The 24,063-nt window shown below is 61.1% G+C and carries 26 protein-coding genes and 1 pseudogene; 14 read left to right on the top strand and 13 right to left on the bottom strand.

The annotated features are described in order from the left end of the window. Positions 1 to 163 precede the first annotated feature (163 nt). The 7 genes from KAQ61_RS15490 to apaG form a co-directional block, all read right to left on the bottom strand. A complete protein-coding gene (locus KAQ61_RS15490; protein ID WP_210929743.1) occupies positions 164 to 658 on the bottom strand; it encodes a CinA family protein in 495 nt (164 codons plus the stop codon). An 8-nt stretch (positions 659 to 666) separates the two neighbouring features. Beyond that, positions 667 to 1,248, bottom strand: coding sequence for a phosphatidylglycerophosphatase A family protein (locus tag KAQ61_RS15485; RefSeq protein WP_154165098.1), 582 nt, complete (start codon positions 1,246 to 1,248; stop codon positions 667 to 669). Positions 1,249 to 1,293: 45 nt separating this feature from the next. Continuing rightward, the gene (thiL, locus tag KAQ61_RS15480; protein WP_042417574.1) at positions 1,294 to 2,262 is read right to left on the bottom strand and encodes a thiamine-phosphate kinase; all 969 of its coding nucleotides are present in this window, start codon (positions 2,260 to 2,262) and stop codon (positions 1,294 to 1,296) included. Between the two features lie 115 nt (positions 2,263 to 2,377). Continuing rightward, positions 2,378 to 3,502 (bottom strand): YbdK family carboxylate-amine ligase, encoded by a 1,125-nt coding sequence (locus KAQ61_RS15475; protein ID WP_210929742.1) that lies wholly within the window; start codon positions 3,500 to 3,502, stop codon positions 2,378 to 2,380. 2 nt (positions 3,503 to 3,504) lie between these two features. Next, on the bottom strand, positions 3,505 to 4,752 hold the full coding sequence (locus tag KAQ61_RS15470; RefSeq protein WP_210929741.1) for a cation:proton antiporter domain-containing protein: 1,248 nt from the start codon (positions 4,750 to 4,752) through the stop codon (positions 3,505 to 3,507). Positions 4,753 to 4,822: 70 nt separating this feature from the next. Beyond that, complete coding sequence (locus KAQ61_RS15465; protein ID WP_043383778.1) at positions 4,823 to 6,787, bottom strand: site-specific recombinase; 1,965 nt, start codon at positions 6,785 to 6,787, stop codon at positions 4,823 to 4,825. Next, positions 6,788 to 7,201, bottom strand: coding sequence for a Co2+/Mg2+ efflux protein ApaG (apaG, locus tag KAQ61_RS15460; RefSeq protein WP_043383781.1), 414 nt, complete (start codon positions 7,199 to 7,201; stop codon positions 6,788 to 6,790). It lies immediately after the preceding gene. Between the two features lie 31 nt (positions 7,202 to 7,232). Between apaG and rpe the strand changes: the two genes are divergently transcribed. The 5 genes from rpe to KAQ61_RS15435 all read left to right on the top strand — a co-directional run bounded on the left by rpe (position 7,233) and on the right by KAQ61_RS15435 (position 9,914). Then, the gene (gene rpe, locus KAQ61_RS15455) at positions 7,233 to 7,916 is read left to right on the top strand and encodes a ribulose-phosphate 3-epimerase (protein WP_042417560.1); all 684 of its coding nucleotides are present in this window, start codon (positions 7,233 to 7,235) and stop codon (positions 7,914 to 7,916) included. 116 nt (positions 7,917 to 8,032) lie between these two features. After that, positions 8,033 to 8,197: a hypothetical protein gene (locus KAQ61_RS15450; RefSeq protein WP_210929740.1), complete on the top strand. Its 165-nt coding sequence runs from the start codon at positions 8,033 to 8,035 to the stop codon at positions 8,195 to 8,197. A gap of 18 nt (positions 8,198 to 8,215) precedes the next feature. Then, positions 8,216 to 9,058, top strand: a complete 843-nt coding sequence (locus KAQ61_RS15445; RefSeq protein ID WP_210929739.1) for a TniQ family protein — start codon at positions 8,216 to 8,218, stop codon at positions 9,056 to 9,058. Between the two features lie 62 nt (positions 9,059 to 9,120). Further along, positions 9,121 to 9,423, top strand: a complete 303-nt coding sequence (locus KAQ61_RS15440) for a hypothetical protein (protein WP_210929738.1) — start codon at positions 9,121 to 9,123, stop codon at positions 9,421 to 9,423. Between the two features lie 236 nt (positions 9,424 to 9,659). Continuing rightward, on the top strand, positions 9,660 to 9,914 hold the full coding sequence (locus KAQ61_RS15435; RefSeq protein ID WP_210929737.1) for an AbrB/MazE/SpoVT family DNA-binding domain-containing protein: 255 nt from the start codon (positions 9,660 to 9,662) through the stop codon (positions 9,912 to 9,914). 217 nt (positions 9,915 to 10,131) lie between these two features. On the opposite strand, the gene KAQ61_RS15430 is transcribed toward KAQ61_RS15435, so the two are convergent. Continuing rightward, positions 10,132 to 11,358, bottom strand: a complete 1,227-nt coding sequence (locus KAQ61_RS15430) for an IS256 family transposase (protein ID WP_210929736.1) — start codon at positions 11,356 to 11,358, stop codon at positions 10,132 to 10,134. A gap of 127 nt (positions 11,359 to 11,485) precedes the next feature. Between KAQ61_RS15430 and KAQ61_RS15425 the strand changes: the two genes are divergently transcribed. Continuing rightward, complete coding sequence (locus KAQ61_RS15425; RefSeq protein ID WP_210929735.1) at positions 11,486 to 11,815, top strand: hypothetical protein; 330 nt, start codon at positions 11,486 to 11,488, stop codon at positions 11,813 to 11,815. A gap of 212 nt (positions 11,816 to 12,027) precedes the next feature. Here KAQ61_RS15425 and KAQ61_RS15420 read toward each other — a convergent pair whose 3' ends face one another. Then, complete coding sequence (locus tag KAQ61_RS15420) at positions 12,028 to 13,047, bottom strand: cation efflux transmembrane domain-containing protein (protein WP_199797940.1); 1,020 nt, start codon at positions 13,045 to 13,047, stop codon at positions 12,028 to 12,030. Positions 13,048 to 13,183: 136 nt separating this feature from the next. On the opposite strand from KAQ61_RS15420, the gene cadR reads away from it, so the two are divergent. Next, positions 13,184 to 13,603, top strand: a complete 420-nt coding sequence (gene cadR, locus KAQ61_RS15415; protein WP_010791743.1) for a Cd(II)/Pb(II)-responsive transcriptional regulator — start codon at positions 13,184 to 13,186, stop codon at positions 13,601 to 13,603. Positions 13,604 to 13,625: 22 nt separating this feature from the next. Here the strand turns inward: cadR and tnpC are convergent. The 4 genes and pseudogenes from tnpC to KAQ61_RS15395 form a co-directional block, all read right to left on the bottom strand. Next, positions 13,626 to 14,519, bottom strand: a pseudogene (gene tnpC, locus KAQ61_RS15410) (IS66 family transposase); the annotation flags it as partial. 43 nt (positions 14,520 to 14,562) lie between these two features. After that, positions 14,563 to 14,958 carry an IS66-like element accessory protein TnpA gene (gene tnpA / locus KAQ61_RS15405; protein ID WP_006217728.1) on the bottom strand — a complete coding sequence of 132 codons (396 nt, stop codon included), beginning with the start codon at positions 14,956 to 14,958 and terminating at the stop codon, positions 14,563 to 14,565. Positions 14,959 to 15,242: 284 nt separating this feature from the next. After that, positions 15,243 to 16,634: a heavy metal sensor histidine kinase gene (locus KAQ61_RS15400; protein WP_210929734.1), complete on the bottom strand. Its 1,392-nt coding sequence runs from the start codon at positions 16,632 to 16,634 to the stop codon at positions 15,243 to 15,245. Further along, positions 16,631 to 17,314: a heavy metal response regulator transcription factor gene (locus KAQ61_RS15395; protein ID WP_045267443.1), complete on the bottom strand. Its 684-nt coding sequence runs from the start codon at positions 17,312 to 17,314 to the stop codon at positions 16,631 to 16,633. The genes KAQ61_RS15400 and KAQ61_RS15395 overlap by 4 nt, the downstream gene beginning before the upstream one ends. A 145-nt stretch (positions 17,315 to 17,459) precedes the next feature. Between KAQ61_RS15395 and KAQ61_RS15390 the strand changes: the two genes are divergently transcribed. The 7 genes from KAQ61_RS15390 (at position 17,460) to KAQ61_RS15360 (ending at position 24,014) form a co-directional block, all read left to right on the top strand. After that, positions 17,460 to 18,560: a TolC family protein gene (locus KAQ61_RS15390; protein ID WP_210929733.1), complete on the top strand. Its 1,101-nt coding sequence runs from the start codon at positions 17,460 to 17,462 to the stop codon at positions 18,558 to 18,560. Between the two features lie 33 nt (positions 18,561 to 18,593). Then, on the top strand, positions 18,594 to 19,967 hold the full coding sequence (locus tag KAQ61_RS15385; RefSeq protein ID WP_045267445.1) for a multicopper oxidase family protein: 1,374 nt from the start codon (positions 18,594 to 18,596) through the stop codon (positions 19,965 to 19,967). A 53-nt stretch (positions 19,968 to 20,020) separates the two neighbouring features. Continuing rightward, complete coding sequence (locus tag KAQ61_RS15380) at positions 20,021 to 20,497, top strand: cupredoxin domain-containing protein (RefSeq protein ID WP_210929732.1); 477 nt, start codon at positions 20,021 to 20,023, stop codon at positions 20,495 to 20,497. 32 nt (positions 20,498 to 20,529) lie between these two features. Next, positions 20,530 to 20,871, top strand: coding sequence for a copper-binding protein (locus KAQ61_RS15375; protein WP_210929731.1), 342 nt, complete (start codon positions 20,530 to 20,532; stop codon positions 20,869 to 20,871). 143 nt (positions 20,872 to 21,014) lie between these two features. Continuing rightward, complete coding sequence (locus KAQ61_RS15370) at positions 21,015 to 21,545, top strand: hypothetical protein (RefSeq protein ID WP_210929730.1); 531 nt, start codon at positions 21,015 to 21,017, stop codon at positions 21,543 to 21,545. 24 nt (positions 21,546 to 21,569) lie between these two features. Next, a complete protein-coding gene (locus KAQ61_RS15365) occupies positions 21,570 to 21,803 on the top strand; it encodes a DUF2933 domain-containing protein (protein WP_083215358.1) in 234 nt (77 codons plus the stop codon). 3 nt (positions 21,804 to 21,806) lie between these two features. After that, positions 21,807 to 24,014: a copper-transporting P-type ATPase gene (locus KAQ61_RS15360; RefSeq protein ID WP_210929729.1), complete on the top strand. Its 2,208-nt coding sequence runs from the start codon at positions 21,807 to 21,809 to the stop codon at positions 24,012 to 24,014. Positions 24,015 to 24,063 lie beyond the last annotated feature (49 nt).

Below are 24,063 nucleotides of genomic sequence, written 5' to 3'. Positions count from 1 at the left end.
AGACATAGAAGCACTTTCTCTGCGGAACAAAGAGGGGGAGTGGATAAAGCCCGCGCATTTTCGCCTGTAAGCGCTTGGCTGACAAAGCGGGAGATTTTAGGGGGAATCGACCGTCTGACTGCGTGCCGGGGTTGTCGCCGTGACGGGTGGGGGACCCCTGCGCTCAGGGTGGCTGGAGGGTTGTCACCAAATGTTGCAGTGCCAGGACCGTGGTCTGCGCCCGCACGGCCGCGCGGTCACCGGGGAAGTGGTGCACGCGGCTGTGCACCTGGCCCTGCACGCACCAGGCCAGCCAGACCGTGCCGACGGGCTTGTCGGCACTGCCCCCGCTGGGGCCGGCCACGCCGCTGACGGCGACGCTGACCTGGGCCTGGGAGTGCGCCACCGCGCCGTGGGCCATGGCGCGCACCACGGCCTCGCTGACGGCGCCGTGCGTGGCAATCAGGGCGGCAGGCACGCCCAGCATCTCGGTCTTGGCGGCGTTGGAATAGGTCACGAAGCCGCGGTCGAACCACAGGCTGGAGCCCGCCAGGTCCGTGCAGGCGGCGGCGATCTGGCCGCCGGTGCAGCTTTCGGCGGTGGCCATCAGCCAGCCGCGCTGCTGCAGGGCCGCCGCCAGCTGGCGCACGGTGGGGGCAAGGTCGGGCGCGGCCGTCATGGGCGGCCTCAGCCGAACAGGTGGCGCCACACCGCCAGCACCAGCAGGGTGCAGAAGGCCGCCACCAGGTCGTCCAGCAGGATGCCCCAGCCGCCGCGCGGGCCGAAGCCCTTGCACAGGCGGTCGGCCCAGCGCACGGGGCCGGGTTTGGCGGCATCGAAGAAACGGAACAGTGCAAACGCGCTCAGCTGGCCCCAAAAGCCCATGGGCATGGCCAGCCACAGCACGATCCACATGGCAATCACTTCGTCCCAGACGATGTGGCCAGGATCGGCCACGCGCAGGTGGCGGGCGGTGACGGTGCAGGCCCACCAGCCGACGGGCAGGCTGGCGGCGATCAGCCAGCCGATCTGTGCGGGTGTCAGCCACAGCTGCAGCACCAGGAACGCCAGCCAGGCCCACAGGGTGCCGACGGTGCCAGGCGCCACGCGGCTGAGGCCCGAGCCGAAGCCCAGCGCGATCAGGTGGGCCGGGTGTTGCAGCAGGAAGCGCACGCTGGGGCGTGGGGGCGCGCTGGCCGGTGCGGCGGACGCGCCGGCCCCGGGGTGTGCGGTGAAGCGCTTGGGCTGCACGTCGGTGATGGGTTCCATGGAGCGATTGTAGAAGTCGCGCAGGGGGCGCCGGCCAGCCCGGCGTCAGGCGAAATGGTCGAACGCGGCGAAGCGCAGCGGCAGCTGCTGGCCGCCGGGGGCGATGACGCGCACGCCGCGCTGGGCCTCGATGCGGCCGATGCAGGTGACGGGCGTGGCGCTCTGCTGGGCCGCCTCGCGCACGGCGGTCTGGGCGCTGGCGGGGGCGGTGAAGCACAGCTCGTAGTCGTCGCCGCCGGCCAGGGTGCAGGCGTCGATGCGGGTGGTGGCCAGGGCCGCCATCAGCGGGTGGCGGCGCGCATGCAGCAGGCCGCGCGTGATGTTGGCGTCGATGCAGGCGCCGACGCCGCTGGCGTCCAGGATGTGGCCCAGGTCGCCCAGCAGGCCGTCGCTCACGTCCAGGCAGCTGCTGGCAATGCCGCGCAGCGCCTGACCCAGGGCCACGCGCGGGGTGGGCTGCTCCAGCCGCTGGCGCGCCTGGGCCAGCACGGCGGGGGGCAGGGCGTGCTGGCGCAGCAGGGCGTCCAGCGCCAGGCGTGCGTCGCCCAGGGTGCCGCTGACCCAGATGTCGTCACCGACCTGGGCGCCGCTGCGCAGCAGGGCCTGGCCGGTGGGCACTTCGCCGAAGATGGTGATGCACAGGTTCAGCGGGCCCTGTGTGGTGTCGCCGCCGACGAGTTCGCAGTCGTGCTGCGCGGCCAGGGCGAACAGGCCGTCGCTGAAGGCCTGGCACCAGGCGGCATCGGCGCGCGGCAGCGACAGCGCCAGGGTGAAGGCCAGGGGCCGGGCACCGCAGGCGGCCAGGTCGCTGAGGTTCACGGCCAGGGCCTTGTGGCCCAGCAACTGGGGATTCACGTCCGCAAAGAAGTGGCGCCCTTCGACCAGCATGTCGCTGGACACGGCCAGCTGCATGCCGGGCGCGGGCGCCAGCAGCGCGCAGTCGTCGCCCACGCCCAGGGGCGAGCGGCGCACCGGGCGCTGGAAGAATTTGCGGATCAGTTCGAATTCGCCCATGATAAAAAAGTAGCGGTTTGCGCTTGTCATTCAAGCGTTTCAAGCACATTTTGGTTCGAAAGCATTGTTTGACAAGCGCATGCAGCTATGTTTTTGGGGTTGCCCCCGGTGTTCCCTAAATGGCCTCGCCCCGGAACCGGCGCGAGGCCTGGCGCGTCACCTCGCCCAGCAGCTGTTCCCGTGCCTGGCGTTCGCGCAGCCAACGTGCGTCATTGTGGCTGTTGGCGACGTCGCTGCGCAATGTCTGCAGCGCCGGGGCTGCGCCGTGGCGTGCCGCCTGGGGGGTGATCTGGTCGATGGTCTGCAGGATGTGCTCGGACAGCGGCATGTGCTGGCCCGTGGCCGGGTCGACGTAGACCGCATCCAGCCCGAAGCGGCAGGCCTGGAAGCGGTTGTAGGTGTAGACCAGGTAGTCGTCCTCGGCCGGGGTGAAGGGCTGGGCCTCCAGGAACCAGGCGGCCAGCGACTGCACATAGCCCGCCAGGGCGGCGGCGCGTTCGATGGTCAGCGGCGTGTCGAACACGCGGATCTCGATGGTGCCGAACTCGGGCTTGGGGCGGATGTCCCAGTAGAAGTCCTTCATGCTCTTGACCACGCCGGTGGCGGTCATCTTGTCGAAGTACTGCTCGAACTCCTTCCAGCTCAGCACGCAGGGCGCGCGCCCGGACAGCGGGAAGGCGAACACCGAGTTCAGCCGCGCCGAGTCAAACGCCGTGTCCTGCCCCTGCACGTAGGGGCTGGAGGCCGACAGCGCGATGAAGTGCGGGATGTAGCGGCTCATGCGGTGCAGCATCAGCAGCGCGGCATCGGCATCGGGGCAGCCGATGTGGATGTGCTGGCCGAAGATGGTGAACTGCTTGGTCAGGTAGCCGTACAGCGCCGACAGCTCGTGGAAGCGCGCCTTGTCGTAGATGCGCTGCTGGTGCCACAGCTGGAAGGGGTGGGTGCCGCCGCCGACCACGGCGATGTTGAGCTTGTCGGCGCTCTTGACCAGCGCGTCGCGGATGGGGGTGAGCTGGCTCAGCACCTCGGCCGCGCTGCGGCAGATGCCGGTCGAGACCTCGATCATGCTGCTGGTCATCTCGGGCACTACGCTGCCGGGCAGGGCGTGCTTGTCCATCAGGCGCAGCATGTCGGTGGCGTAGGGCGCCAGGTCGTAGTCGTGGGTGTTGACCAGCTGCAGCTCCAGCTCCACCCCCAGGGTCAGGGGTTCGGACTGCTGAAAGGCTTCCAAAGGCATGTTCAGGCTCCGTCTTGGGGGGTGGGCAGGGCCGCCTGCGCCTTGGGCGAGGTTTCCCCGGCGCGGCGCAGGGCCAGCGTGGCCAGGATGGCGCCCAGCAGCTCCAGCAGCAGGATGGCGGGCAGGGCCGTGGCCGAGATGGCCTGGGCCTGCTCCGGTGCCGCCTGGGCGAACTGCGAGGTGATCAGCAGCGCCACGGCCGACATCGGCGCCATGGCGCACGACACCCAGACCGCCTGGCGCCAGCTGGCGCCGGTGCTGATGTTGCCCAGGCCCACGCCCACGGCCTTGGCCAGCAGGCGGGCCACCACCAGGGCCAGCACGGCCAGGGCCACGGCCCCGCTCCACGAGGCCTGGGCCGCCACGGTGGAGACCAGCACGAACATCAACAGGGTCAGCAGCGACGAGGCCGTGCCCAGCTGTCGCGGCCAGGCCCAGGGGCGCTGGTGCAGCTGCTTGAGCAGCATGCCGCCCAGCAGCGCCGCCAGCGGGGCCGAGCCGCCCAGGTGCGCGGCAATCGCGGTGGCCGCCGCGATCAGCGCCAGCATCAGGATGGAGGTGTTCTCGCTGGTCGGGCTCATCAGCTGCAGCGCCAGGCGCATCGCCAGGCACAGCAGGGCGGCAACCGCCACCGACACGCCCAGCACCACCAGCACGGGCGTGATGTCCTGCCACAGCGAGGCCGAGGGCCGGGCGAAGATTTCGGCCTTGGCGCTGCCCAGGGTCAGCGCATACAGCGTGGACAGTGTGGCCAGGGCGATGGCCCGGTCGGTCACCGGGCCGGCCGCGCGCGTGTCGTTGACCACGCGCGTCAGCACCACGGGCGAGGCGGCCATGGCGATCAGCGCCAGCGGCGTGGCCGTGGTGGGCGGCACCTGCAGCCAGACCAAGGCGTAGAACACGGCGAAGTAGGTCAGCGCCGCTTCCAGCAGGCTTTGCACCAGCACCATGGGGTTGTGGCGGAACCAGCGCAGGGTGATGCGGCCCCCGCATTCAAACAGGATGATGGACACCCCCAGTTCCAGGGCGAACAGCGCCGGGCCCTGCAGCGGCCAGGTGGTGGCGCTGAAGCCCAGCAGGCCGGCCAGGGTGCCGACCACGGCATACCCCAGCACCTTGGGCATTTGCAGATGGCGCTGGAACACATAGCCGATCAGCGCGGCCAGCGCCAGCAGCAGCGACCATTGCAGGGTGTCGAGGCCTGCAGAGGGTTTGAGCCACTGGGCCCAAAAGGTGGGATCTGGGGTCATACCTTCATCCTTAGGGGGGTCTCCTCGTCAAGGGCAGGCCCGGCGGGCTGCCCGGTCTGGGCCGGTGGGCTCAGGGCTTGAAAAAACTCAGGGGGCGGGTGCGCAGGCGGTGGCGGATGGCCGCGTAGATGCGCGAGCGCTCCACCCCGGTGACGTTCTGCGCGCGCAAGGCCATGCGGAACGCCAGGTAGAAACTTACCAGCACATTGAGGGCGCCGTTGAAGGGCAACATCGCCACGGCCCACCAGAAAGCGTCGTCATGCACGATCTCCCAGCCGAAGGTGGCACCGGCCACGCCCAGCTGCCCCGAGGACAGGGTAACGTGGCGCACTTCCAGGCCCAGGCCGAAGAAGCCGGCGATCGCCGGGGTCAGGCCCAGCATCAGGCCCAGGGAGATGTTGGCTGCAAAGCCGGAGATGTTGCGGCGCCAGAAGTCGCCCCAGCGCTTGGCGCGCGGTGCGCCCAGCAGGCGGGTGATGCGCGGGTTGTAGCGCATGGCCGAGTCCATGCGGCGCAGCACGAACCAGTTTTCCGCCCAGCCGGCGATCAGGCTGCTGACGAACAGCAGCACGCCGGTGAAGGCCGCAAACAGCAGCGAGGGGCCCAGCAGGCTCAGCGAGTCCAGCACCTGGGTGGCGTGCACCACGTCCAGCGGCGGGTGGCCCAGCGCCCGGCTGAACAGCCAGGCCAGGCCCAGTGCGGCCGGGAACACGACCAGCACATTGCCCAGGATGGCCGCCACCTGGCTGCGGGTGAGGTTGGCCACCTCGTCCACAAAGGTCTCGATGGCCCCGTCCTCATTGATGTTCTTGAGCTTGGAGGCCATGGCCGGTGCCGTCATCGCCGGCTGCTTGGTGGCCACCGTAAAGTGCAGCAGCTGGATCAGCACGAAGCTGATGGCGTAGTTAAGGCCGGCCCAGAACCCGCCCCAGAAGGCGGAAAACGCCAGCGCGGCCAGGCCGAACTTGACCAGGGTGGTCACGGACATGACCAGGCCGCCGCCCGCCGCCCGGCGCAGCATCTGCAGGTATTCCCGGCTGTTGCGGGTGATGTAGTGCTCGCCGGTTTCCGCGCTGCGCTCGGTGACCTTGGCGGCCAGCAGCGAGGAGTTGGTGGACAGCAGCGAGCGCAGGCTGCGCCGCTCGCGCCCGACGCTGACGAAGCCCGCCAGCAGGCGCATGGCGTCCTGCTCGGTGTGCGCGCTGGTCAGGCAGTCCAGCAACTGGCGGATGCGCACGATGCGCGTGCGCAGCTGGCGCACGCGGAACACCAGGCCGACGGAGATGCCTTCATCGCCGAAGTGCTGGTAGACTGTGCCGATGGCCGCTCGGCAGGCATCCAGGCGTTCGCGCAGGCGCTTCTCGGCCTCTTCCAGCCGGTCGGTGGTGCGCAGGCCGTGCAGCACCTCGATGCGCAGGCTCTCCACATCGCGGATCAGGTCGTGGAAGGGGCGCTGCTCGCGCGCCTCCTCGCTCATGCGCAGGCGCAGCTCGGGCGCAAAGCCGTTGGCCAGGATCTGGCCCGCGCAGTAGGTGATGGCATTCAGCAGCGCGTGCTGCCAGAAGCTGGCGCCCTGGCTGTCGGCCGGGGCCAGCAGCGCGGCCAGGCGCTGCAGCAGCGGCTCGGGCAGGGCGATCAGCCAGCGGGCATCGAACTCGCTGGGCAGGGCGATGGAAAACAGCTCGGAGGCATCGATGGTCTCGGGCGTGCCGGGTAGCAGCTTGTGGCGCAGGCGCTCCGACACCTCGGTGATCATGGCCGTGCGCGGCGCAAACCCGAAGTCGGCCAGCAAGGTGGTGATGTCCACGCGGTCGATGAACGCCAGCCACCAGGCCTGCAGGCGCTGGCGCAGATCGGCATCGGCCTCGATCGCCGCCACCAGCGACTCCACGCGACCCAGCGCCACCTCGACCGAGGGTTCGGCGGCCCGGACCCACTCCAGCACATGGATCAGCCACAGGTGGCGTTCCGCCAGCTCGGCGTGGGGGTCAAGTTCCGCCAGCAGGCGTGGGAGGTCGTGGGTGGGATGGGGCATTCAGTGCAGGGTGCGAGAGGGGGGAGACGGGATATCCGCGCCCGTGGCCGACGGGTCGATATCCAGCACGAACAGAGCGATCGGGGTGTCGAAAGTTTCCCCGGCTTCTGTGACACACAGGTAGCGGCCCTGCATGGTGCCGCTGGGGGTGCGCAGCTCGCAGCTGCTGCTGTAGCGGAACGACTCCCCGGGCTGCAGCATCGGCTGGCGGCCGACCACGCCCAGGCCGTGGACTTCCTGCTGCGCGCCCTGGGCGTCGGTGATCAGCCAGTGGCGCGCAATCAGCTGCGCGGCGCCCTCGCCGGTGTTGGTGACCGTGATGGTGTAGGCGAAGCGAAACAGGCCTTGCTGGGGCATGGACTGCTCCGGCTCGTACTGGGCCTGGGCCTCGACGTGAAACTCGTACATGGGCATGTGGCAATGGTAACTGCGACAATTGGCGGCCATGAACCCCACGTACCGCATCGCCCCTTCCATCCTGTCCGCCGACTTTGCCCGTCTGGGTGAAGAAGTGCGCAATGTCATTGCCGCAGGCGCCGACTGGATCCACTTCGACGTCATGGACAACCACTACGTGCCCAACCTCACGTTTGGCCCCATGATCTGTGAGGCTTTGAAGCCCCATGCCGTGACGCCCGATGGCCGCCCCGTGCCCATCGACGTGCACCTGATGGTGCAGCCCGTGGACGAGCTGGCCAGCGCCTTCGCCAAGGCCGGTGCGGACTACATCAGCTTCCACCCCGATGCCTCGGCCCACGTGCACCGCAGCATCCAGAACATCAAGTCGCACGGCGCCAAGGCCGGCCTGACCTTCAACCCCGCCATGCCCCTGGACGTGCTGGACTGGGTGATCGAGGACCTGGACCTGATCCTGCTGATGAGCGTCAACCCCGGCTTCGGTGGCCAGAGCTTCATCGACAGCACGCTGCGCAAGATCGAAGCCGTGCGCAAGCGCATCGATGCCAGCGGCAAGGACATCCGCCTGGAAGTGGACGGCGGCATCAAGGAAGGCAACATCCGCGCCGTGGCGAATGCCGGTGCCGACACCTTCGTGGCCGGCAGCGCCATCTTCGGCAAGCCCGACTACCAGGCCGTGATCGACCAGATGCGTGCCAACCTGGCCGCATAAGCCGGTCTTTCGCCCCCAAGGCCTGCGATTGCAGGCCTTTTTAATTTCTCTGTGTTTTTGACGGTTTGCGCTTATCTGGCAAGCGCAGACAGCTATCGATTTGTGAAGAGGACGACATGTCTGTGCAAGTAACTGTGGGCGCCCAGGCGCTGCACCTGGTGGTCCAACTGAATAAAGTTGGAAAACAAAAAAATCCTCTTTGCAATGGGGGCGAATCTTACGAGGCGATAGTCAATACAGCGAAGGTTGAAAACGGTGGCGATTCCCGACCTGTTTTGTGACTTATGGCAGGAATAGAGTTGCAAGCAGAAGTGAACAGGGCTGGTGCAGCACTACCAAGCGGAGCCTATCTATATACCGCCTTGGTTCATCTACATCGTTCATCTGCGCACCGTTCGCCGCGTACAGCTACAGCAAGTTTTTTTAATCAGCCACGGATGATCACAATCCCCTATTTGATGGGAACGCGTTCGGGCACAATTAGCAGTACATACTTTGCTGGAGTACTTTCTCCCGAAGAAGTTATACGGCGACACACATTATTTGGATACGTGAATCTTTCGATTGACAAAGAGGATGCAAATAACCGTGAAAAAGCGTTGATACCTGATTATTTTGGGTTGAATTTCAGTATTGACAGAGTAAAGCATCTTCGTTGGTGTAAGAACTGTTCAGATGAGGAACTCGATGTGTATGGTTTCGCAAGCTGGAAAGTTATGCATCAAATTTCTTCAGTTAGAATTTGTCATATCCATGGAAGCCCGTTGCTGTCGCAGTGCAATAATTGCGGAAATTTACTTGGGGCGATAAATAATTTTAGATTGCCTGGTGACGCATGCCCTAATTGCAGGAAATTCGATTTTTCCGGTGAGACTATCGGGGTCGTAGATGCGTATAAAGTGCTGTTGAAGAGCATGGGAATGGCATTTCAGAATCAAGAGGAATACTTTCGATTTACTGAATGGAACAGGCGTGTTGCAAAATTTATCGAAAATTTTTCTTCGTGGTTTGATGCGCATAGAGCCTTAGAAGAATATCTGTGTCAAGCTTGGGATGCCTCATCCTTATCATCAATTTTGGAATTATTGAAAACCCCATTGCCTGCTAGGGGACACTGTTCAGTTGTGGTGATAGGCACCTAAGTGTGCGAATTCTTCTTAGTAATGCAATGTGGGAAATTTGTCCGTTTCTCCGCAGCATCACTGTGAACGATGTAGATAAACCTCCGTCAGCTGAGCTAGGAGTTTTGCATCTTCCGTCGGTAATAAAGCAGCATGCGCGGATGTTAAAAATTAATGAACGCGTAGCTGATGCGCTATGCATGCCCTTGAATGTTAAGCAAGCAGCAAATGCTGTGGGTGTCGATTACGCTTCTACCTCCAGAGATTGGAATAAAATATTAGATTCGATGAGGTTGAACATTCCACATGAAGAAATTTCTGAATTATTGCCCGGGAACAGTCGTGTAGCCGGATTAGCTGCTTGTGGTAATACTCGTCTTGAATAAATGGCTTAGGCGAATGCTAGTCGAAATTTGAATGTGATCATTAGCCTTAATTCCCAGGGGTAGAGAGGTCTGAGGGTCTAATACTATATTTTTTATTATCATTTGAGGAATGTATTAAACTATTAATTTTATCAACGGATCACTACGATCTATTTTTATTAAATAATGTTTTAGTTATTTTATTCCGAGTTGTATTTTTGATGTTGAAAATAATTTTTGAATGATTTGGAGATGAGATGCTTATTTCAATTCGCAGTATTGGACATAGCAAGCTGGTTGTGATCCCTCAGAAGATCCTAGCCCAGGCGGGCTTGGACGGGGAGACCATTGCTGTTATGACGGTGGAAGGCTCCGGTATTGTGCTGCGCAAGTCTGAAAAACCGGTGCGCGAGGGGTGGGCTGCGGCCGCTCAGGCCGTTGCGGCCAGTGGTGAAGCTACGCTTGTGATGGGAGCGTTTGGTAATCTTGATGACGAGGCTTTACAGTGGTGAAGTGTAGGGACTCCGGCTCTGCTCCATGATTTGCGTGCCTGCTTCAATCGTGAATTCTTCGGTGTGACGCTGACTCCTAGTAAGGGCTGCTGTTGGAGCGGAAATGGGGGCTTGGAGCTATGTACAGAACTCTGGTCGATTCAAGTATCGCTTCAGACGTTCCTCCGCTACTACTTGTATGGGGGGTGTCCGAATTTTTGTGTAAACGGGTCGGACTTCAATTGACGGAGATGCGGTCTCCGAACTGAATGGTAAAGCGGGTCAGTGCGGCCTTCCAATCCCGGATGGGCATGGTCCACTTCTGGCTGATGTTGCGCAGCGCCAGGTAGAACAGCTTGGTCAGCGCCTCGTCACTGGGGAACGAGCCCCGGTTCTTGCTCAGCTTCCTCAGGCTCATGTTCACCGACTCGATGGCATTGGTGGTGTAGATGACCTTGCGGATTTCCGGCGGGTAGTCAAAGAACGGGGTCAAGCGGCTCCAGTTCCTGCGCCAGGACTGGCCGATGGGCAGGTACTCGGCATCCCATCGGGCCTCGAACTCTGCGAGCATCAGTTCGGCCTCCTCGGCGGTGGCGGCCGTGTAGATGCGGCGCAGGTCGGCCGCCACTTCCTTGCGGCGCTTCCATGAGACGTAGTTCAGGCTGTGGCGCACCATGTGAACGATGCACAGTTGCACCACCGCCTTGGGGAACACCGCCTCGATGGCGTCAGGGAAACCCTTGAGCCCATCGACACAGGCAATGAAGATGTCCTGCACGCCCCGGTTGCGCAGTTCGGTCACGACCTGCAGCCAGAACTTGGCTCCCTCGGTTTGCGCCAGCCACAGACCCAGCACCTCCTTCTCGCCCGTCATGGTGATGCCGATGGCCAGGTACACCGCCTTGACCCGCACCGCGCCCTCGCGCACCTTCACGTGGATGCAGTCCAGATAGACGATGGGGTAAATCGGCTCCAGCGGCCGGGCCTGCCAGGCCTTGACCTCGTCGGCCACGGCATCTGTCACCGAGGAAATCAGGCTGGGTGAGACCTCGGTGCCGTACATCTCTTCGAGGTGGGCCTGTATCTCGCGCACCGTCATGCCACGGGCGTACAGCGAGATGATTTTGTCGTCGAAGCCGGCCCAGCGGGTCTGGTGCTTGGGGATGAGCTGAGGCTCGAAGCTGCCATGGCGGTCGCGTGGCACTTCGATGGGCAATTCGCCGAACTCGCCCTTGAGGGTCTTCTTGCTCTTGCCGTTGCGGGTGTTGCCAGCGGGGTTGGCCACCGCCTCGTTGCGTTCATGGCCCAGGTGCTCAGTCAGCTCAGCGTCCAAAGCTCGCTCGACCAGCAGCTTGGTCAGTTGCTTGAGCAGGCCGTTCTCGCCGATGAGGTCTTCAGGCTTCTTGTAGTTGGCCAGCAGGCCAGACAGCAGTTCTTCGGGTACGTCGTGTTTCTTGGTGTTCATTGTGTTTACGGACAGCCCGGCTTGCGCCGGCGGTGGATTGTCCGTTTACACAAAATTCTGCACACCCTCCTTGTATGCGGCCGTGACCCTCCGGTTCTTCACCTTTTCAGCACACTGGACTATCGCTATGAAAGCACCACTGCATCCACTGCTTGAAGACGTACAACTAGAGTGTCGCAACGGCTGGTACAACATCGTTCGCGTGCTCTGCGAGCAGTTGCAAGATCAGGCCGACAGATTCGGAGCACCTGAGCCTAAGGTTCTCGAGGTCAAAGAAAAGTACGGAACACTTCACTTTTACGCTAACCAGTGCTCTCAGACGCAATACGCACTTATTGAGTTAGCTGAAGAGTTGTCGGCACATACCTGTGAAGTGTGCGGCAAAGCAGCCACGCTGCGCAGATTTGGCTGGCTTCAAACGCTGTGCGACGAGCACGCAGAAGATGCTGGGACGTGAGATGAGCTTTCATCTTCGGTCAGAAGCAGTACCCCAACACAGATTGCCTGAAGCCTGCGTCAGGCTGTGTGCAGCCTGCCGCCAAACGGCAGACCTGATGGGGCAGCGCCACAAACCTGAGGTACCGATTAGTGGTCCTTCGCGTTGGCCAACAGTAAGCGGCCGGCCATCCCACCTTGGCTAGGCATCGGTGTGGGATGCCGCTAGATTGGCTATCGGAGGTTCAGGATGCGCCGGGCACCGCTGAGCACTATCAGCGCAATGACTGCGCCAATCACGAGGTCAGGGTACGAGGAGCCCGTCCAAGCGACCAAAACACCAGCGACTATCACCCCCGCGTTTGCGATCACATCATTCGCAGAAAAAATGTAGCTTGCCGTCATGTGGGCGCCCCGATCCCGCTTCTTGGCGATCAGCACCAGGCAGGTGACGTTGGCGATCAATGCGACCAGCCCGATACTCATCATGAGCATGGACGCCGGCTCACTTCCCACAACTGCCCGCCGAACGACCTCCAAAAGCGCGCCAAGCGCAAGCACGACTTGCAACCAACCAGCGATGTGCGCTGCCTTCATCTTCAAGGCGGCGGCGCGGCCCACCGCATAGAGCGCCAGTCCGTAGACCGCCGCATCGGCGAACATGTCAAGCGAGTCCGCTATGAGACCTGTGGACTGGGCGATCAGGCCAACGATCAACTCAAAGACAAACATCGCACCGTTGATAGCGAGCAGCAGCTTTAAGGTCCGAGCCTCAGAGGCATTCCCCTCTGCGTCTGGGGCCGTAGACTCGTCGCTTTGCACGCTGTCCAACACTTGCGCGCCGAGGTTGAGAGGGATGAGACGGCCCAGCAGCTCTTGCGTACTTCCCCCATGCTGCACGGTGAGTACACGGTCCTTCAGATCGAAGTCCAGTGCCGCAACAGCCGACGCATCGGCCAGCGCCATCCGAATGAGATTCTCCTCCGACGGGCAATCCATCTTCGGCACGGAGAAACGCGTCTTCCACTGCCCGCCTTCGGTGCGCCTCTCGCTTGTCAGCAGAACCGCACCCAAGTTCAGGGGCGTCAGCTTCTGGGCGATCCTGGCGGGCTCGCCCGAGTGCACCACCCGGAGCTGCCGATGGGCCAGATCGAAGGTCATCGGCCCAACCCCGGTCAGACCACCCAGCGCCATGCGAATGAGGTTCTCCTCGGAGGGGCAGTCCATTCCCGGAACTGAAAATGTGCTCTCCACGGAAGCAATGGCGCTTGGGGCCTCGTCGACCGTCTGCGAATTGCAACTGCTCGAGCAGCTACTGCTTTGACATGTACTCATGTCCCGTATTAGAAACCCTCAAGTAGCTGTAGAGTCAAGCGGTAGGTAGGCAAATATGAAAATCGGTGAACTATCGTCATTGGCAGGGTGCTCCGTTCCCGCGGTGCGCTTTTATGAAGCAGAGGGCCTTCTGCAGGCGCCCCTGCGGGCCGCCAACAACTATCGGCAATATGGCCAACAGCATGTCGACAGGTTGGCCTTCATCGTTCGGTGCCGCTCGCTGGACATGTCGCACGACGATATCCGGGCTCTGCTGCAGTTGCAGGACGACCCCGCCATGTCCTGCGACGAGGTCAATGCCTTGCTAGACGATCAAATGCGCTTGGTAGAGCAGCGAATCGCCGAGTTGCAGGCGCTGCGCAAGCAACTGCGTGCCATCCGCAGTACCTGTGCGGGAGGGGTATGCGTTGGCGATTGCGGTGCACTTGAATCGCTGCGCAGCGCCACTGGGGCAAGCTGGCCAACCGTTCGCTGAGCGGAGCCTCAAATAACGACATTCAGCTCGGTGCGAACCAACGATGCGGTAGCAACTCGTGAACCAGGCTAACCCGTTGCGTCGGCAAGCGAGCCAAAACGTCCTTGAGATACGCATAGGGATCATGCCCATTGAGTCGTGCTGACTGGATGAGCGTCATGACGGCTGCTGCCCTCTGACCAGCTCGTAGGCTGCCCGCAAAGAGCCAGTTGTTGCGGCCAATGGCAATCGGCCGAATCTGGTTCTCGATCCAGTTGTTGTCCACGGGCAGCTGTCCGTCATCGACGAACCGGGTCAAAGCCTCCCAGCGCCGCAAGCTGTAGTCCAGCGCTTTGGCGCTTGCCGAGCCTTCCGGCACCTTCTGGCGTTGCAGCACCATCCACTGGTGCAAGGCATCAAGCAGCGGCTTCGTTTGTTGTTGCCGGATGGTTTGGCGCTGATCGGTCGCAATCTCCTTGACCTCACGCTCGATCTCGTAGACCCGCGCGAACTGCTGCAGCGCGACCTCGGCGATCTGGCTTTGGTTCGCCGCGTGCAAATCGAAGAACTTGCGCCGCGCGTGCGCCAGGCAGCCGACCTCGGTCACACCACTTGCGATCAAGGCCTTGTAGCCGCTGAAGTCGTCACAGGTGAGGCTGCCTCTCCAGTCGCCCAGGAAGCGCCGGGCGTGTTCGCCCGAGCGCGATTCGCAGAAGTCGTAGACGACCGCCTTGATGTTCTCGAAGGCGCCCGTGGCATAGGCCCATAGGTACGCCCGGTGCGCCTTGCCGTTGCCCGGCTTGAGCATGGACACCGGCGTCTCGTCGGCATGCAGCACGCGGCGCTGCAGCAGCTCTGTCCTCATGGCGTCAACCAGTGGCTGCAACTGCACGCGGCGTTGTTGCATAAATCGTTGCTCAGCAAGCGGTAGGCTTGCGGCATGAGCCACTCGGTGGAGAGCCACAGCGCATCAATGCGGATCATCGGAGCCAGTCGCGCAGCCACGCTGCACATGACGCTGCATCTTCCAGGGGCCAGTTCACGGTGACTACGCTGGCGCTGCGCCGAACATCAACGCGAATCGCACGCGACACGGGCGGCGAGCTGGTCTCGGTTGCTGGGAGCTGTTCAACTGGTGGAGGCAGATTCAGCGCAACGAACTCATTCCGGGGCGCTGGCAACAGGGAGTCTGCTTGCTCGCGCATCCAGCGATGAACGATGTTGGCGTTGATTCCGTGTGCAAGCGCTACGCCGGCCACTGACGCGCCGGAGACCTGGCATTCGGCCACGATCTGGCCTTTAAGTTCCGGGGAGTAGTAGTGCCGCTTGGGGCGCTGGGCGATCGTGTCGTTCGCCATAGTGTGCGTGATGTTCATCGTGCACACGATGCCTCGACACTGGGTCTATCTCAAGATGGGATTGCCGGACGCTTACGGCCAACAATCGACCCATAGCTGTCGTCTGTATTTACGCAATCGATGCCCGCTGTGCAGCGTTTACTGCCGGTCAACTCTGCTAGTCAAAGACGGGTTTCAGCCAAGTAGCTGTCATCCCAAGAACCATGGCCTCTGAATATCAATGGCTGTTTTCTGGGGTGAGCGGAAAAATTCCTGCCCCGTTTACCTTGATGGCCGTCTTGCAGCACTCAATGGCCAGACTCTTAGAGTGAGGCGTCAAACAACACAGTAAAACGTGTTTGTCCCGCGTTAGATTGAACGTATATCGATCCACCGTGCGAGCTGACGATCGCCTTGGTGATGGCCAGCCCAAGCCCCGCCCCTTCGGAAGCAGGGTGGGCTCTGGACTTGTCGGCGCGGTAGAAACGGTCGAAGAGCCGAGGGATGTCCTCCGTTGCTATGGAAGTCCCTTGATTGCTTACCGTGAGTGTCACTGCACCTTCGTTCGACGCCACCTGGACCGCCACTGCCGACCCTGCATCAGCATGGCGTAGTGCGTTTGACAGCAGGTTGCTGATGGCACGGCGCATCATCAGCTTGTCGCCGTCTATTTCAGCTTGCCCTTCCAATACCAGGATGACGTGCTTTTCGTCGGCCACTGCTTCATAGAAATCGAACAGCGCTAGCACTTCCTTGTGCAGCTGGATACGTTCCCGATAGGGCAAGTCAATACCGTGATCAGTCTTGGCCAAAAAGAGCATGTCCGAGACCATCTTGGCCAGGCGCTCGAACTCCTCGGCGTTTGAGGCCAGAATATCGCGGTACTCGTCGGCAGTGCGCCGCTGCGTAAGAGCCACCTGCGTTTGCGTCAGGAGGTTGCTTAAAGGGGTGCGCAGCTCGTGTGCCAGATCGCTGGAAAAGTCCATCAAGCGCTGGAAATCTTGCTGGAGCCGCCCGAACATGCCATTGAGACTGGCTGCAAGTTCAGCAAACTCCACCGGAACAGACTCCACAGGCATACGCTCCTGCAAGTTGTAGGCGGTGACTGAAGTCGCTCTTTCGCGCATTGTCTTCAAGGGTGCCAGTCCGCGGCGGGCGGCCCACCAGCCCAGCACACCGCTGACCAAGGTCGCGACCAGAAAGTAGGCGACCAGCGTCTTGCGTAGTTCAGCTAGGAAATGGGCGTGGTGCGCAGTGTCCAAGGCCACCAATACCCGCAGGGTTTGCGTATTGGTGGTGGATGCCAATTGCGATGCTGGTGGGCGTGGCAGGCTTTCCACAACGCCGCGCAGCGACTGCCCAGCGTGGGTCCACTCCATCAGTTGCTCTGTCGCCAGAGTATCAGCGAGGATGTTCTGTGTCAGCGCTGGCGGACCATAAATGAGCTCGCTTCCGAGCCAGACCTGTACAAACAAGCCTTTATGGCTGTCCAGCATGTCATCAAGTACACCTTTCAAGGCAGCAGGGGTGTCGGCTTCAGCGACGAGTTTTTCTACAAGATGCACTTTGTCGTCGAGAAACATCCGATCTAGTTCGACAAAGTGACGGGCTGTGGCCCAGGCTACCAACACACCCAGCCCCAACAGCACCATAGCTGCCACCAACGTGAATAGGACCGTCAGCCTTGCGGTCAGAGGCAGGCGCAAAGAGTTCATCGGGTTTCAGGGTTCTCCAGTACGTAACCCATGCCGCGCACGGTCTGGATCAGCTTCACATCAAAGCCGTCGTCTACCTTGGCACGCAGGCGCCGCACCGCCACTTCAATGACGTTGGTGTCGCTGTCAAAATTCATATCCCATACTTGCGATGCGATCAGTGAACGCGGCAGCACTTCGCCTTGACGGCGCATCAGCAGCTCAAGCAACCCGAATTCCTTGGCGGTGAGATCGATGCGCATGCCTGCGCGAGAGACACGGCGACGCAACAGATCCAGCTCTAAGTCCGCCACCCTCAATGCCGTACTTTCGGAGCTGTTGCGGCCCCGGCGCAGAATGGTCCTCACTCGCGCCAACAGCTCGGCAAACGAAAAAGGTTTCACCAAGTAGTCGTCTGCCCCCAACTCTAAACCTTTGACCCGATCTTCTACCTGATCGCGTGCAGTCAGGAACAGCACTGGCATCTGCCGGCCTCGGCTGCGCAAGTTCTGGAGCACTTGCCAGCCATCCAACCCCGGCAGCATCACGTCCAAAATCACCAGATCGTGGTTGCCATCCAGCCCATGGTGCAGGCCATCTATGCCGTTGGTCACCAGGTCCACGGCAAACCCTGCTTCGCGCAGCCCTTGGCGCAGGTAGTCACCCGTCTTGGGTTCGTCTTCAACGATGAGTATCTTCACAGCAAGTATTCCTGTGCCTGTAGTGTGCCCGGGGTCAAGCAGCCGCGGGCGAACATGACGCATTTGTAATCTTGCCGACAGGCTGTTGTCGGTGCTGCCTATTCAGAATTCATCCGTTTGATACGCATCAATAGGAGCGATTTCGATGAAGCATCGATGGCTGAAAAATAAAGTGATGCCCATGCTGACGCTGGGTCTTGTGGTCGCGCACTGGGGTGCTCAGGCACAGGTTCAGGATGATGTTGTGCAAGACTGGCGCAAAGCGAATGAGACTGTCGGTCAGTTCCCGAGAGGTCACGCAGATGTGCTGCGCTGGGAGAAGTCACAGCCGACAACGCAAGCGGCAACGCCAGATGCTGTCCCAGAATTTGCGCTGCCATCTACTTCTGATGCCATTCGGGCTGCCTGGAAAGTCCATCGCGAACTGGCATCACCTCTGGCTCGACTGGGGCGGGAGAACGTGGAGCGTATTGCTGCCGGTGCCTGGGGTGAAGTCGACACCAGACTTCAGCAAAGGATTGATGGTGCCGATGAGGTGCTGAAAGTGGCAGCGGACACGCGAAAGGCCTGGATCAGGGCCGTGGCTGCAAGACAAGCGCTCAAGTCAGTGGAAGATTCCGTGACAGCCGCAGAAGCGGCTGCGGAACTTGGCCGCCGTATGGTGAGTGTAGGCAACTGGAGCCGCTATCAACAAGCCCAGGTGGCTTTGGGCGAATCATCTGCCCGGATGGAGCTCAAACGAGCGCGATTGACCGCAAGCCAGGCCGAACGCGCACTGCTGAAGTCGATGGGACTTGACGCGGTACACAACCGCGTGGCTTTGCCTGATCGCCTGCCGGACACAGCAACGCCGATGAGCGACACAGAACTGCGAACGCGCCTAGCGGCGATACAAGGCAACTTGCCATTGGCACAAAGCAGAAAAGCTGGCAACAACGCCATGCAGGCTTACGCAGCCTATGCCGCCAGTCTTGACGTTTACCACGGTTATCGCAATGACGTTCTCAAGCAGCGCGAACTGATTGGAGAAGAAACCCAGCTTCGCTACAACGGCATGCTCGAAAGCGTCTGGGGCGTTTTGGCAGACGTAAAAGCGCGCTCACAGACCGTAGTGGCCGCCATAGACGCGCAGCGTGACGCACTGATCGCTGAAACCGATCTGCAATGGGTGCTGCAAGGTGGTCAGCCTGATGCCTTTGTTGCCCTCGGTGGCGGCGAGCAGGCCACTGCCGCAGCCGGCCATTGAACCCGCTTCGCATCAACACCTGGACTATTACGCATGACAACGAACATTCCCTCCCGGCGCCGCTTCTTCGCGGGTGCTGCAGCTTCTGTTGCTGGCTTGGCAGTTGCCCGCTCCGCTTTGGCAGCACTGCCCGAACCTGTTATCCAAACCTCAGCAGCCACAGCAGATCCACTGGTGCCTAACACCGGGCGCCCCTACAACCCTGTGGTCACAGTCAATGGCTGGACGCTGCCCTGGCGCATGAACAATGGCGTCAAGGAGTTCCACCTGGTGGCTGAGCCTGTGGTGCGCGAGGTGGCCCCAGGCTTCGTGGTGAACATGTGGGGCTACAACGGTCAGAGCCCTGGACCCACCATTGAAGTGGTGGAAGGCGATCGCGTGCGCATCTTTGTGACCAACAAGTTGCCCGAACACACCACCATCCACTGGCACGGCCAGCGTCTGCCCGCCGGCATGGATGGTGTGGCTGGCCTGAACCAGCCCGCGATTCCGGCTGGCAAGACCTTCGTCTACGAGTTTGAAGCGCGCCGCCCGGGCACTTTCATGTACCACCCGCACGCCGACGAAATGACGCAGATGGCCATGGGCATGCATGGTTTCTGGGTTACCCATCCCAAGACCAAGCACCCGCTGATCAGCGACGTGGACCGCGACTTCTGCTTCCTGCTCAACGCCTTTGACGTGGAGCCCGGCACCCGTACGCCCAAGATCAACACGATGACGGATTTCAACATCTGGTGCTGGAACAGCCGCATTTTCCCGGGCATTGACAGCTTCAACGTGCGATTGGGTGACCGGGTTCGCCTGCGTGTAGGTAACCTGACAATGACCAATCACCCCATTCACCTGCACGGCCACGAATTCGTGATGACAGGTACTGATGGCGGCCCCACCCCCTTGGCGGCACGATGGCCCGAAGTCACTGCCGACATCGCTGTCGGTCAGATGCGCCAACTCGATTTCATCGCAGATGAGGAAGGTGACTGGGCCCTGCACTGCCACAAGAGCCACCACACCATGAACGCCATGGGACACGCCGTGCCGACCATGATTGGTGTCGACCACCGCGGCCTGATCGGCAAGATTCAGAAGGTGGTGCCCGATTACATGCTGATGGGGGAACGCGGCATGGGTGACATGGAAAGCATGGAAATGCCCATCCCCGAAAACACCGCCCCCATGATGACCGGCCATGGCCAGTTTGGCCCCATCGGCATGGGCGGCATGCTCAGCGTACTCAAGGTACGCAAGGACCAAAAACCCGGGGATTACAAGGACCCTGGCAACTACAAGTTCCCTCCCGGCACTGTGGCCCATGAATGGACCGGAGCCACCCCGGCCCCAGCCAAGGCAGCTGCGCCCAGCACACCGGCCAACGCCAAGGCTGTCAAAGGCATGCAGCATTGAAGCCACGCTCGCCGTTTTCTCTGCTCCCCTCAACACTGCCAGAAAGATCACACATGAAGTTCAGTAAATCCTCCTCCTTCTTCCTTGCCGCCATGACTTTGGCCGCATCCACTGCGTTCGCCTCGGGCAAACACGCGGGTGGCCATGACAACTCGACACCTGGTGAGCCCGGCATTGCAGCTAATGTCACCCGCACCATCCAGGTGGACGCTGCTGACAACATGCGTTTCACGCCTTCGGATGTGACCGTCAAAAAGGGGGAAACCATCCGGTTTGTCATTAAGAACTCCGGCAAGGTGCCCCATGAGTTCAGTCTTGGCACGGAGCAGGAGTTGAAGGAGCACTACGAAGAGATGAAGAAGTTTCCTGGCATGGAGCATGAGGAAGCAAACAAGATTTCACTCAAGCCCGGCCAGCAGGGTGAGGTGATCTGGCGCTTCACCAAAGCAGGTGTTGTGCACTTTGCTTGCCTGCACGTGGGCCACTACGAGGCAGGCATGAAGGGCCAAGTCAAAGTCTCGGCTCGCTGAACTGTTGAGCCTAATTTGCACAGGATGCAACCATGAAGAGTTTTCGCGTTTTTCTAAGCGCTGCGGCACTAGCAGCCTCCACCCTCGCCAGCACTCAGGCGTTCGCGCAGGTGCCCATGGACCACAGCAAGATGGACATGGCCGCACCAGCCGACATGACCGAGGGAGAGGTTCGCCGCATCGACACTGGTGCGGGCAAGGTGACTATCAAACACGGCGAGATCAAAAACTTGGATATGCCGCCGATGACGATGGTCTTCACCATGGCCGAACCCTCCATGCTCACGAACCTCAAAGTCGGCGACAAGGTCCGGTTCGTGGTCGAGCAGCAAAATGGCAAGATGGTGATTACCCAAATCACCCCTGCATCCTGACAATTTTGTAATCCAGCGGTCATGTTCCAGTGACTCTTGCAAGCATAGAGTGAAGTCACTGGTGTACATCAAGCGTCATGGGGACGCGGTGGTGGCGCCACACTGGCGATGACCGCTGGATTTTGTCTGGAAAGGACTGCACCATGAATGCCTCAAAACCCCTGGCCTTAGCGATGCTTATCGGCATCACGGCGTTCTCCGCCTCAGCCCAAACGGCTGCCGAGCATACGCAACATCACCCTGACGGAGCAGCCGCACCGGCCCAGGCCGTGCCAGCAACTCCCGAGCAGCAGATGTCAGCCATGGACAAGCAGTTGCAGCTGATGCGCGACATGAGCCGCAAACTGGCAGACGCAAAGACGCCGCAGGAACGGCAGGCCATGATGGCTGAGCATCAGAAGACCATGCAAGACAGCATGAAGATGATGGGGCAAATGCAAGGCATGCCGATGGGGGGCATGGGCATGATGAGTGGCCAGATGATGGGAGGAGCAGGAATGTCAGGTAACTCGACGACTCCTCCATCTGCACCAGCAAGCAGCACATCAGCGCCAGGCATGGGGCCGCAAATGATGGGGCAGATGATGCAGCGCCATGCCCTGATGGAAAAGCGCATGGACATGATGCAAGCCATGATGCAAATGATGATGGACAAAGACTCCGGCAAGCATTGAGCGCAATCTGCGCAGGAGGTCACCATGAACTCACCAGAGCCCAAAAGCCAAGGGCATACCCCGTTTTGGCGCAGGCCGCTAACCCTGGCTTGGGCAACGGCGGCTGCGATTGCAGTGTTTTACCTGCTGCGGGAACATTGGGGGCATCTACTGGGCTGGTGGCCCTACCTAGTGCTGCTGCTTTGCCCGCTGATGCACTTGTTTCATGGGCACGGAGGAGATCACTCCCACCATGGCCACAAGAAGGACGGTACTTGAAGCATGGACCACTCCCACCACCATAGCGTCGGCCATCAATCGCGCACCACTGCAGGTGCCGATTCTTCGTTGGTATCGCAACCTTCGGTGACAGGCACCGTCTACACATGCCCCATGCATCCGGAGATTCGCCAGGACCATCCGGGCACTTGTCCCAAATGTGGCATGTCGCTGGAGCCGGTGATGCCGTCTCTGGACCAAGATGAAGACCCGGAACTGCGCGAATTTCAGCAACGCTTCTGGTGGACCTTACCCCTGACCGTGGTGGTCGCTTTTTTGGCAATGGCGGGCCATCGCGTGCCAGGTTTGGACATCGGCGTACAAACCTGGCTGGAACTGGCACTGTCGCTGCCAATCGTGCTGTGGGCGGGCATGCCCTTCTTCAAGCGGGGCTGGCAGTCGGTGGTGAGCCGCAGCCCCAACATGTGGACGTTGATCGGTCTGGGCACCGGTGCAGCCTTCGTTTACAGCGTTGTGGCAACACTGGCGCCCGGGGTGTTTCCCGATTCGTTCCTTTCGATGGGGCGCATAGGTGTGTATTTTGAGGCTGCAGCCGTGATCATCTCTCTGACACTGCTTGGGCAGGTCCTGGAGTTGAAGGCACGCTCGCAGACATCGGCAGCGATCCGTTCGCTGTTGGGCCTGTCTCCTAAGACGGCGCGGCGAATATTGCCTGATGGTGGGGAAGAAGACGTTCCGCTGGCGCACGTTCACCTTGGAGACTTGCTGCGTGTGCGCCCAGGTGAGAAAGTCCCCGTAGACGGTGTCGTCGTAGAGGGCTCCAGCGCCGTAAACGAGTCGATGCTCACAGGAGAACCACTGCCTGTGAGCAAACAGCCGGGTGACAAGCTGATTGGCGCAACACTCAACACTAGCGGTGCCCTGGTAATGCGGGCGGAAAAAGTAGGCTCGGCCACGGTATTGGCGCAGATCGTGCAGATGGTGGCCCAGGCACAGCGCTCCAAGGCACCCATGCAGCGTATGGCTGACCAGGTAGCTGGCAAGTTTGTGCTCGCAGTCGTGGCTATCGCCGTCGCCACCTTACTGGTCTGGGGAGCCTTCGGCCCTGAACCAAGCTGGGTGTTTGGCCTGATCAATGCTGTCGCCGTGCTCATCATCGCCTGTCCTTGTGCCCTGGGGCTGGCCACGCCCATGTCCATCATGGTCGCCACTGGCAGGGGTGCAACGCAGGGCGTTCTGTTCAGGGATGCTGCCGCTATTGAGAACATGCGCAAGGTGGATACCCTGATCGTTGACAAGACAGGGACACTGACAGAAGGAAAACCTGCATTTGAACGGGCGATCGCGGCGCCTGGCCATACCGAAAGCGATGTTTTGCAACTGGCAGCAAGTCTGGATCAGGGCAGTGAACACCCGCTGGCGGATGCGATTGTGCACACAGCCCGTGAGCTAGGTTTGGCGCTTTCTTCTGTTAGCCAGTTTGAGTCGGAGTCTGGCATTGGCGTGACGGGTGTGGTCGATGGCAAACGGCTGGCCCTGGGCAACACCGCATTGATGGAACGAGAAGGCGTGGACGTTTCAGGTCTACATGAACATGCGGAGGCGCTGCGGCAAACGGGGGCCAGCGTGATGCACTTGGCCGTAGATGGGAGCCTAACGGGCTTATTGGCAGTATCTGATCCGGTCAAGGCCAGCACCCCAGAAGCGCTGGCTGCACTGCACCAAGCAGGTATCCGGGTCATCATGGCCACGGGCGATGGCTGGACCACTGCGCGCGCGGTTGGCAAGCACCTGGGCGTGGACGAAGTGCATGCCGAGGTGAAACCCGCAGACAAGTTAGAGCTGGTGAGCAAGCTGCAGGCCGAGGGACACATTGTTGCCATGGCAGGCGATGGCATCAACGACGCACCGGCGTTGGCTAAGGCCGATGTTGGCGTGGCCATGGGTACAGGCACCGACGTAGCCATGAATAGCGCTCAGGTGACACTCGTGAAGGGCGACTTGCGTGGAATCGCAGTGGCACGGGAGCTGTCAGTCTCTACGGTCCGCAATATGAAACAGAACCTGTTGTTTGCGTTTCTGTATAACGCGCTGGGCATACCGGTGGCAGCAGGCGTGCTCTACCCGATCACTGGGTGGCTGCTCTCACCGTTGATCGCGGCGCTGGCTATGAGTCTGAGTTCAGCATCGGTCATCGGCAATGCCTTGAGGCTGTCAAAACCTTCCCATGATGGTCTCCCATCGAGTTGAGGGCTACAAAGGATGCACTCTTGAGCGGGCGCACCTCTGACTCACCTGA

This window comes from Comamonas aquatica, from assembly GCF_018064205.1.
Lineage (GTDB): Bacteria > Pseudomonadota > Gammaproteobacteria > Burkholderiales > Burkholderiaceae_C > Comamonas > Comamonas aquatica.
This window is presented reverse-complemented; position numbering and strand designations above follow the sequence as displayed.

Bases quoted from the DNA above. Each gene is read 5' to 3' on its own strand.
- KAQ61_RS15390 (WP_210929733.1), top strand. From the start codon at position 17,460: ATGAAGCATCGATGGCTGAAAAATAAAGTGATGCCCATGCTGACGCTG.
- KAQ61_RS15360 (WP_210929729.1), top strand. From the start codon at position 21,807: ATGGACCACTCCCACCACCATAGCGTCGGCCATCAATCGCGCACCACT.
- KAQ61_RS15425 (WP_210929735.1), top strand. From the start codon at position 11,486: ATGAAAGCACCACTGCATCCACTGCTTGAAGACGTACAACTAGAGTGT.
- KAQ61_RS15370 (WP_210929730.1), top strand. From the start codon at position 21,015: ATGAATGCCTCAAAACCCCTGGCCTTAGCGATGCTTATCGGCATCACG.
- KAQ61_RS15430 (WP_210929736.1), bottom strand. From the start codon at position 11,358: ATGAACACCAAGAAACACGACGTACCCGAAGAACTGCTGTCTGGCCTG.
- KAQ61_RS15490 (WP_210929743.1), bottom strand. From the start codon at position 658: ATGACGGCCGCGCCCGACCTTGCCCCCACCGTGCGCCAGCTGGCGGCG.
- KAQ61_RS15485 (WP_154165098.1), bottom strand. From the start codon at position 1,248: ATGGAACCCATCACCGACGTGCAGCCCAAGCGCTTCACCGCACACCCC.
- rpe (WP_042417560.1), top strand. From the start codon at position 7,233: ATGAACCCCACGTACCGCATCGCCCCTTCCATCCTGTCCGCCGACTTT.
- KAQ61_RS15450 (WP_210929740.1), top strand. From the start codon at position 8,033: ATGTCTGTGCAAGTAACTGTGGGCGCCCAGGCGCTGCACCTGGTGGTC.
- KAQ61_RS15400 (WP_210929734.1), bottom strand. From the start codon at position 16,634: ATGAACTCTTTGCGCCTGCCTCTGACCGCAAGGCTGACGGTCCTATTC.
- KAQ61_RS15375 (WP_210929731.1), top strand. From the start codon at position 20,530: ATGAAGAGTTTTCGCGTTTTTCTAAGCGCTGCGGCACTAGCAGCCTCC.
- thiL (WP_042417574.1), bottom strand. From the start codon at position 2,262: ATGGGCGAATTCGAACTGATCCGCAAATTCTTCCAGCGCCCGGTGCGC.
- KAQ61_RS15385 (WP_045267445.1), top strand. From the start codon at position 18,594: ATGACAACGAACATTCCCTCCCGGCGCCGCTTCTTCGCGGGTGCTGCA.
- KAQ61_RS15475 (WP_210929742.1), bottom strand. From the start codon at position 3,502: ATGCCTTTGGAAGCCTTTCAGCAGTCCGAACCCCTGACCCTGGGGGTG.
- KAQ61_RS15435 (WP_210929737.1), top strand. From the start codon at position 9,660: ATGCTTATTTCAATTCGCAGTATTGGACATAGCAAGCTGGTTGTGATC.
- KAQ61_RS15465 (WP_043383778.1), bottom strand. From the start codon at position 6,787: ATGCCCCATCCCACCCACGACCTCCCACGCCTGCTGGCGGAACTTGAC.
- KAQ61_RS15470 (WP_210929741.1), bottom strand. From the start codon at position 4,752: ATGACCCCAGATCCCACCTTTTGGGCCCAGTGGCTCAAACCCTCTGCA.
- apaG (WP_043383781.1), bottom strand. From the start codon at position 7,201: ATGCCCATGTACGAGTTTCACGTCGAGGCCCAGGCCCAGTACGAGCCG.
- KAQ61_RS15365 (WP_083215358.1), top strand. From the start codon at position 21,570: ATGAACTCACCAGAGCCCAAAAGCCAAGGGCATACCCCGTTTTGGCGC.
- tnpA (WP_006217728.1), bottom strand. From the start codon at position 14,958: ATGAACATCACGCACACTATGGCGAACGACACGATCGCCCAGCGCCCC.
- KAQ61_RS15380 (WP_210929732.1), top strand. From the start codon at position 20,021: ATGAAGTTCAGTAAATCCTCCTCCTTCTTCCTTGCCGCCATGACTTTG.
- cadR (WP_010791743.1), top strand. From the start codon at position 13,184: ATGAAAATCGGTGAACTATCGTCATTGGCAGGGTGCTCCGTTCCCGCG.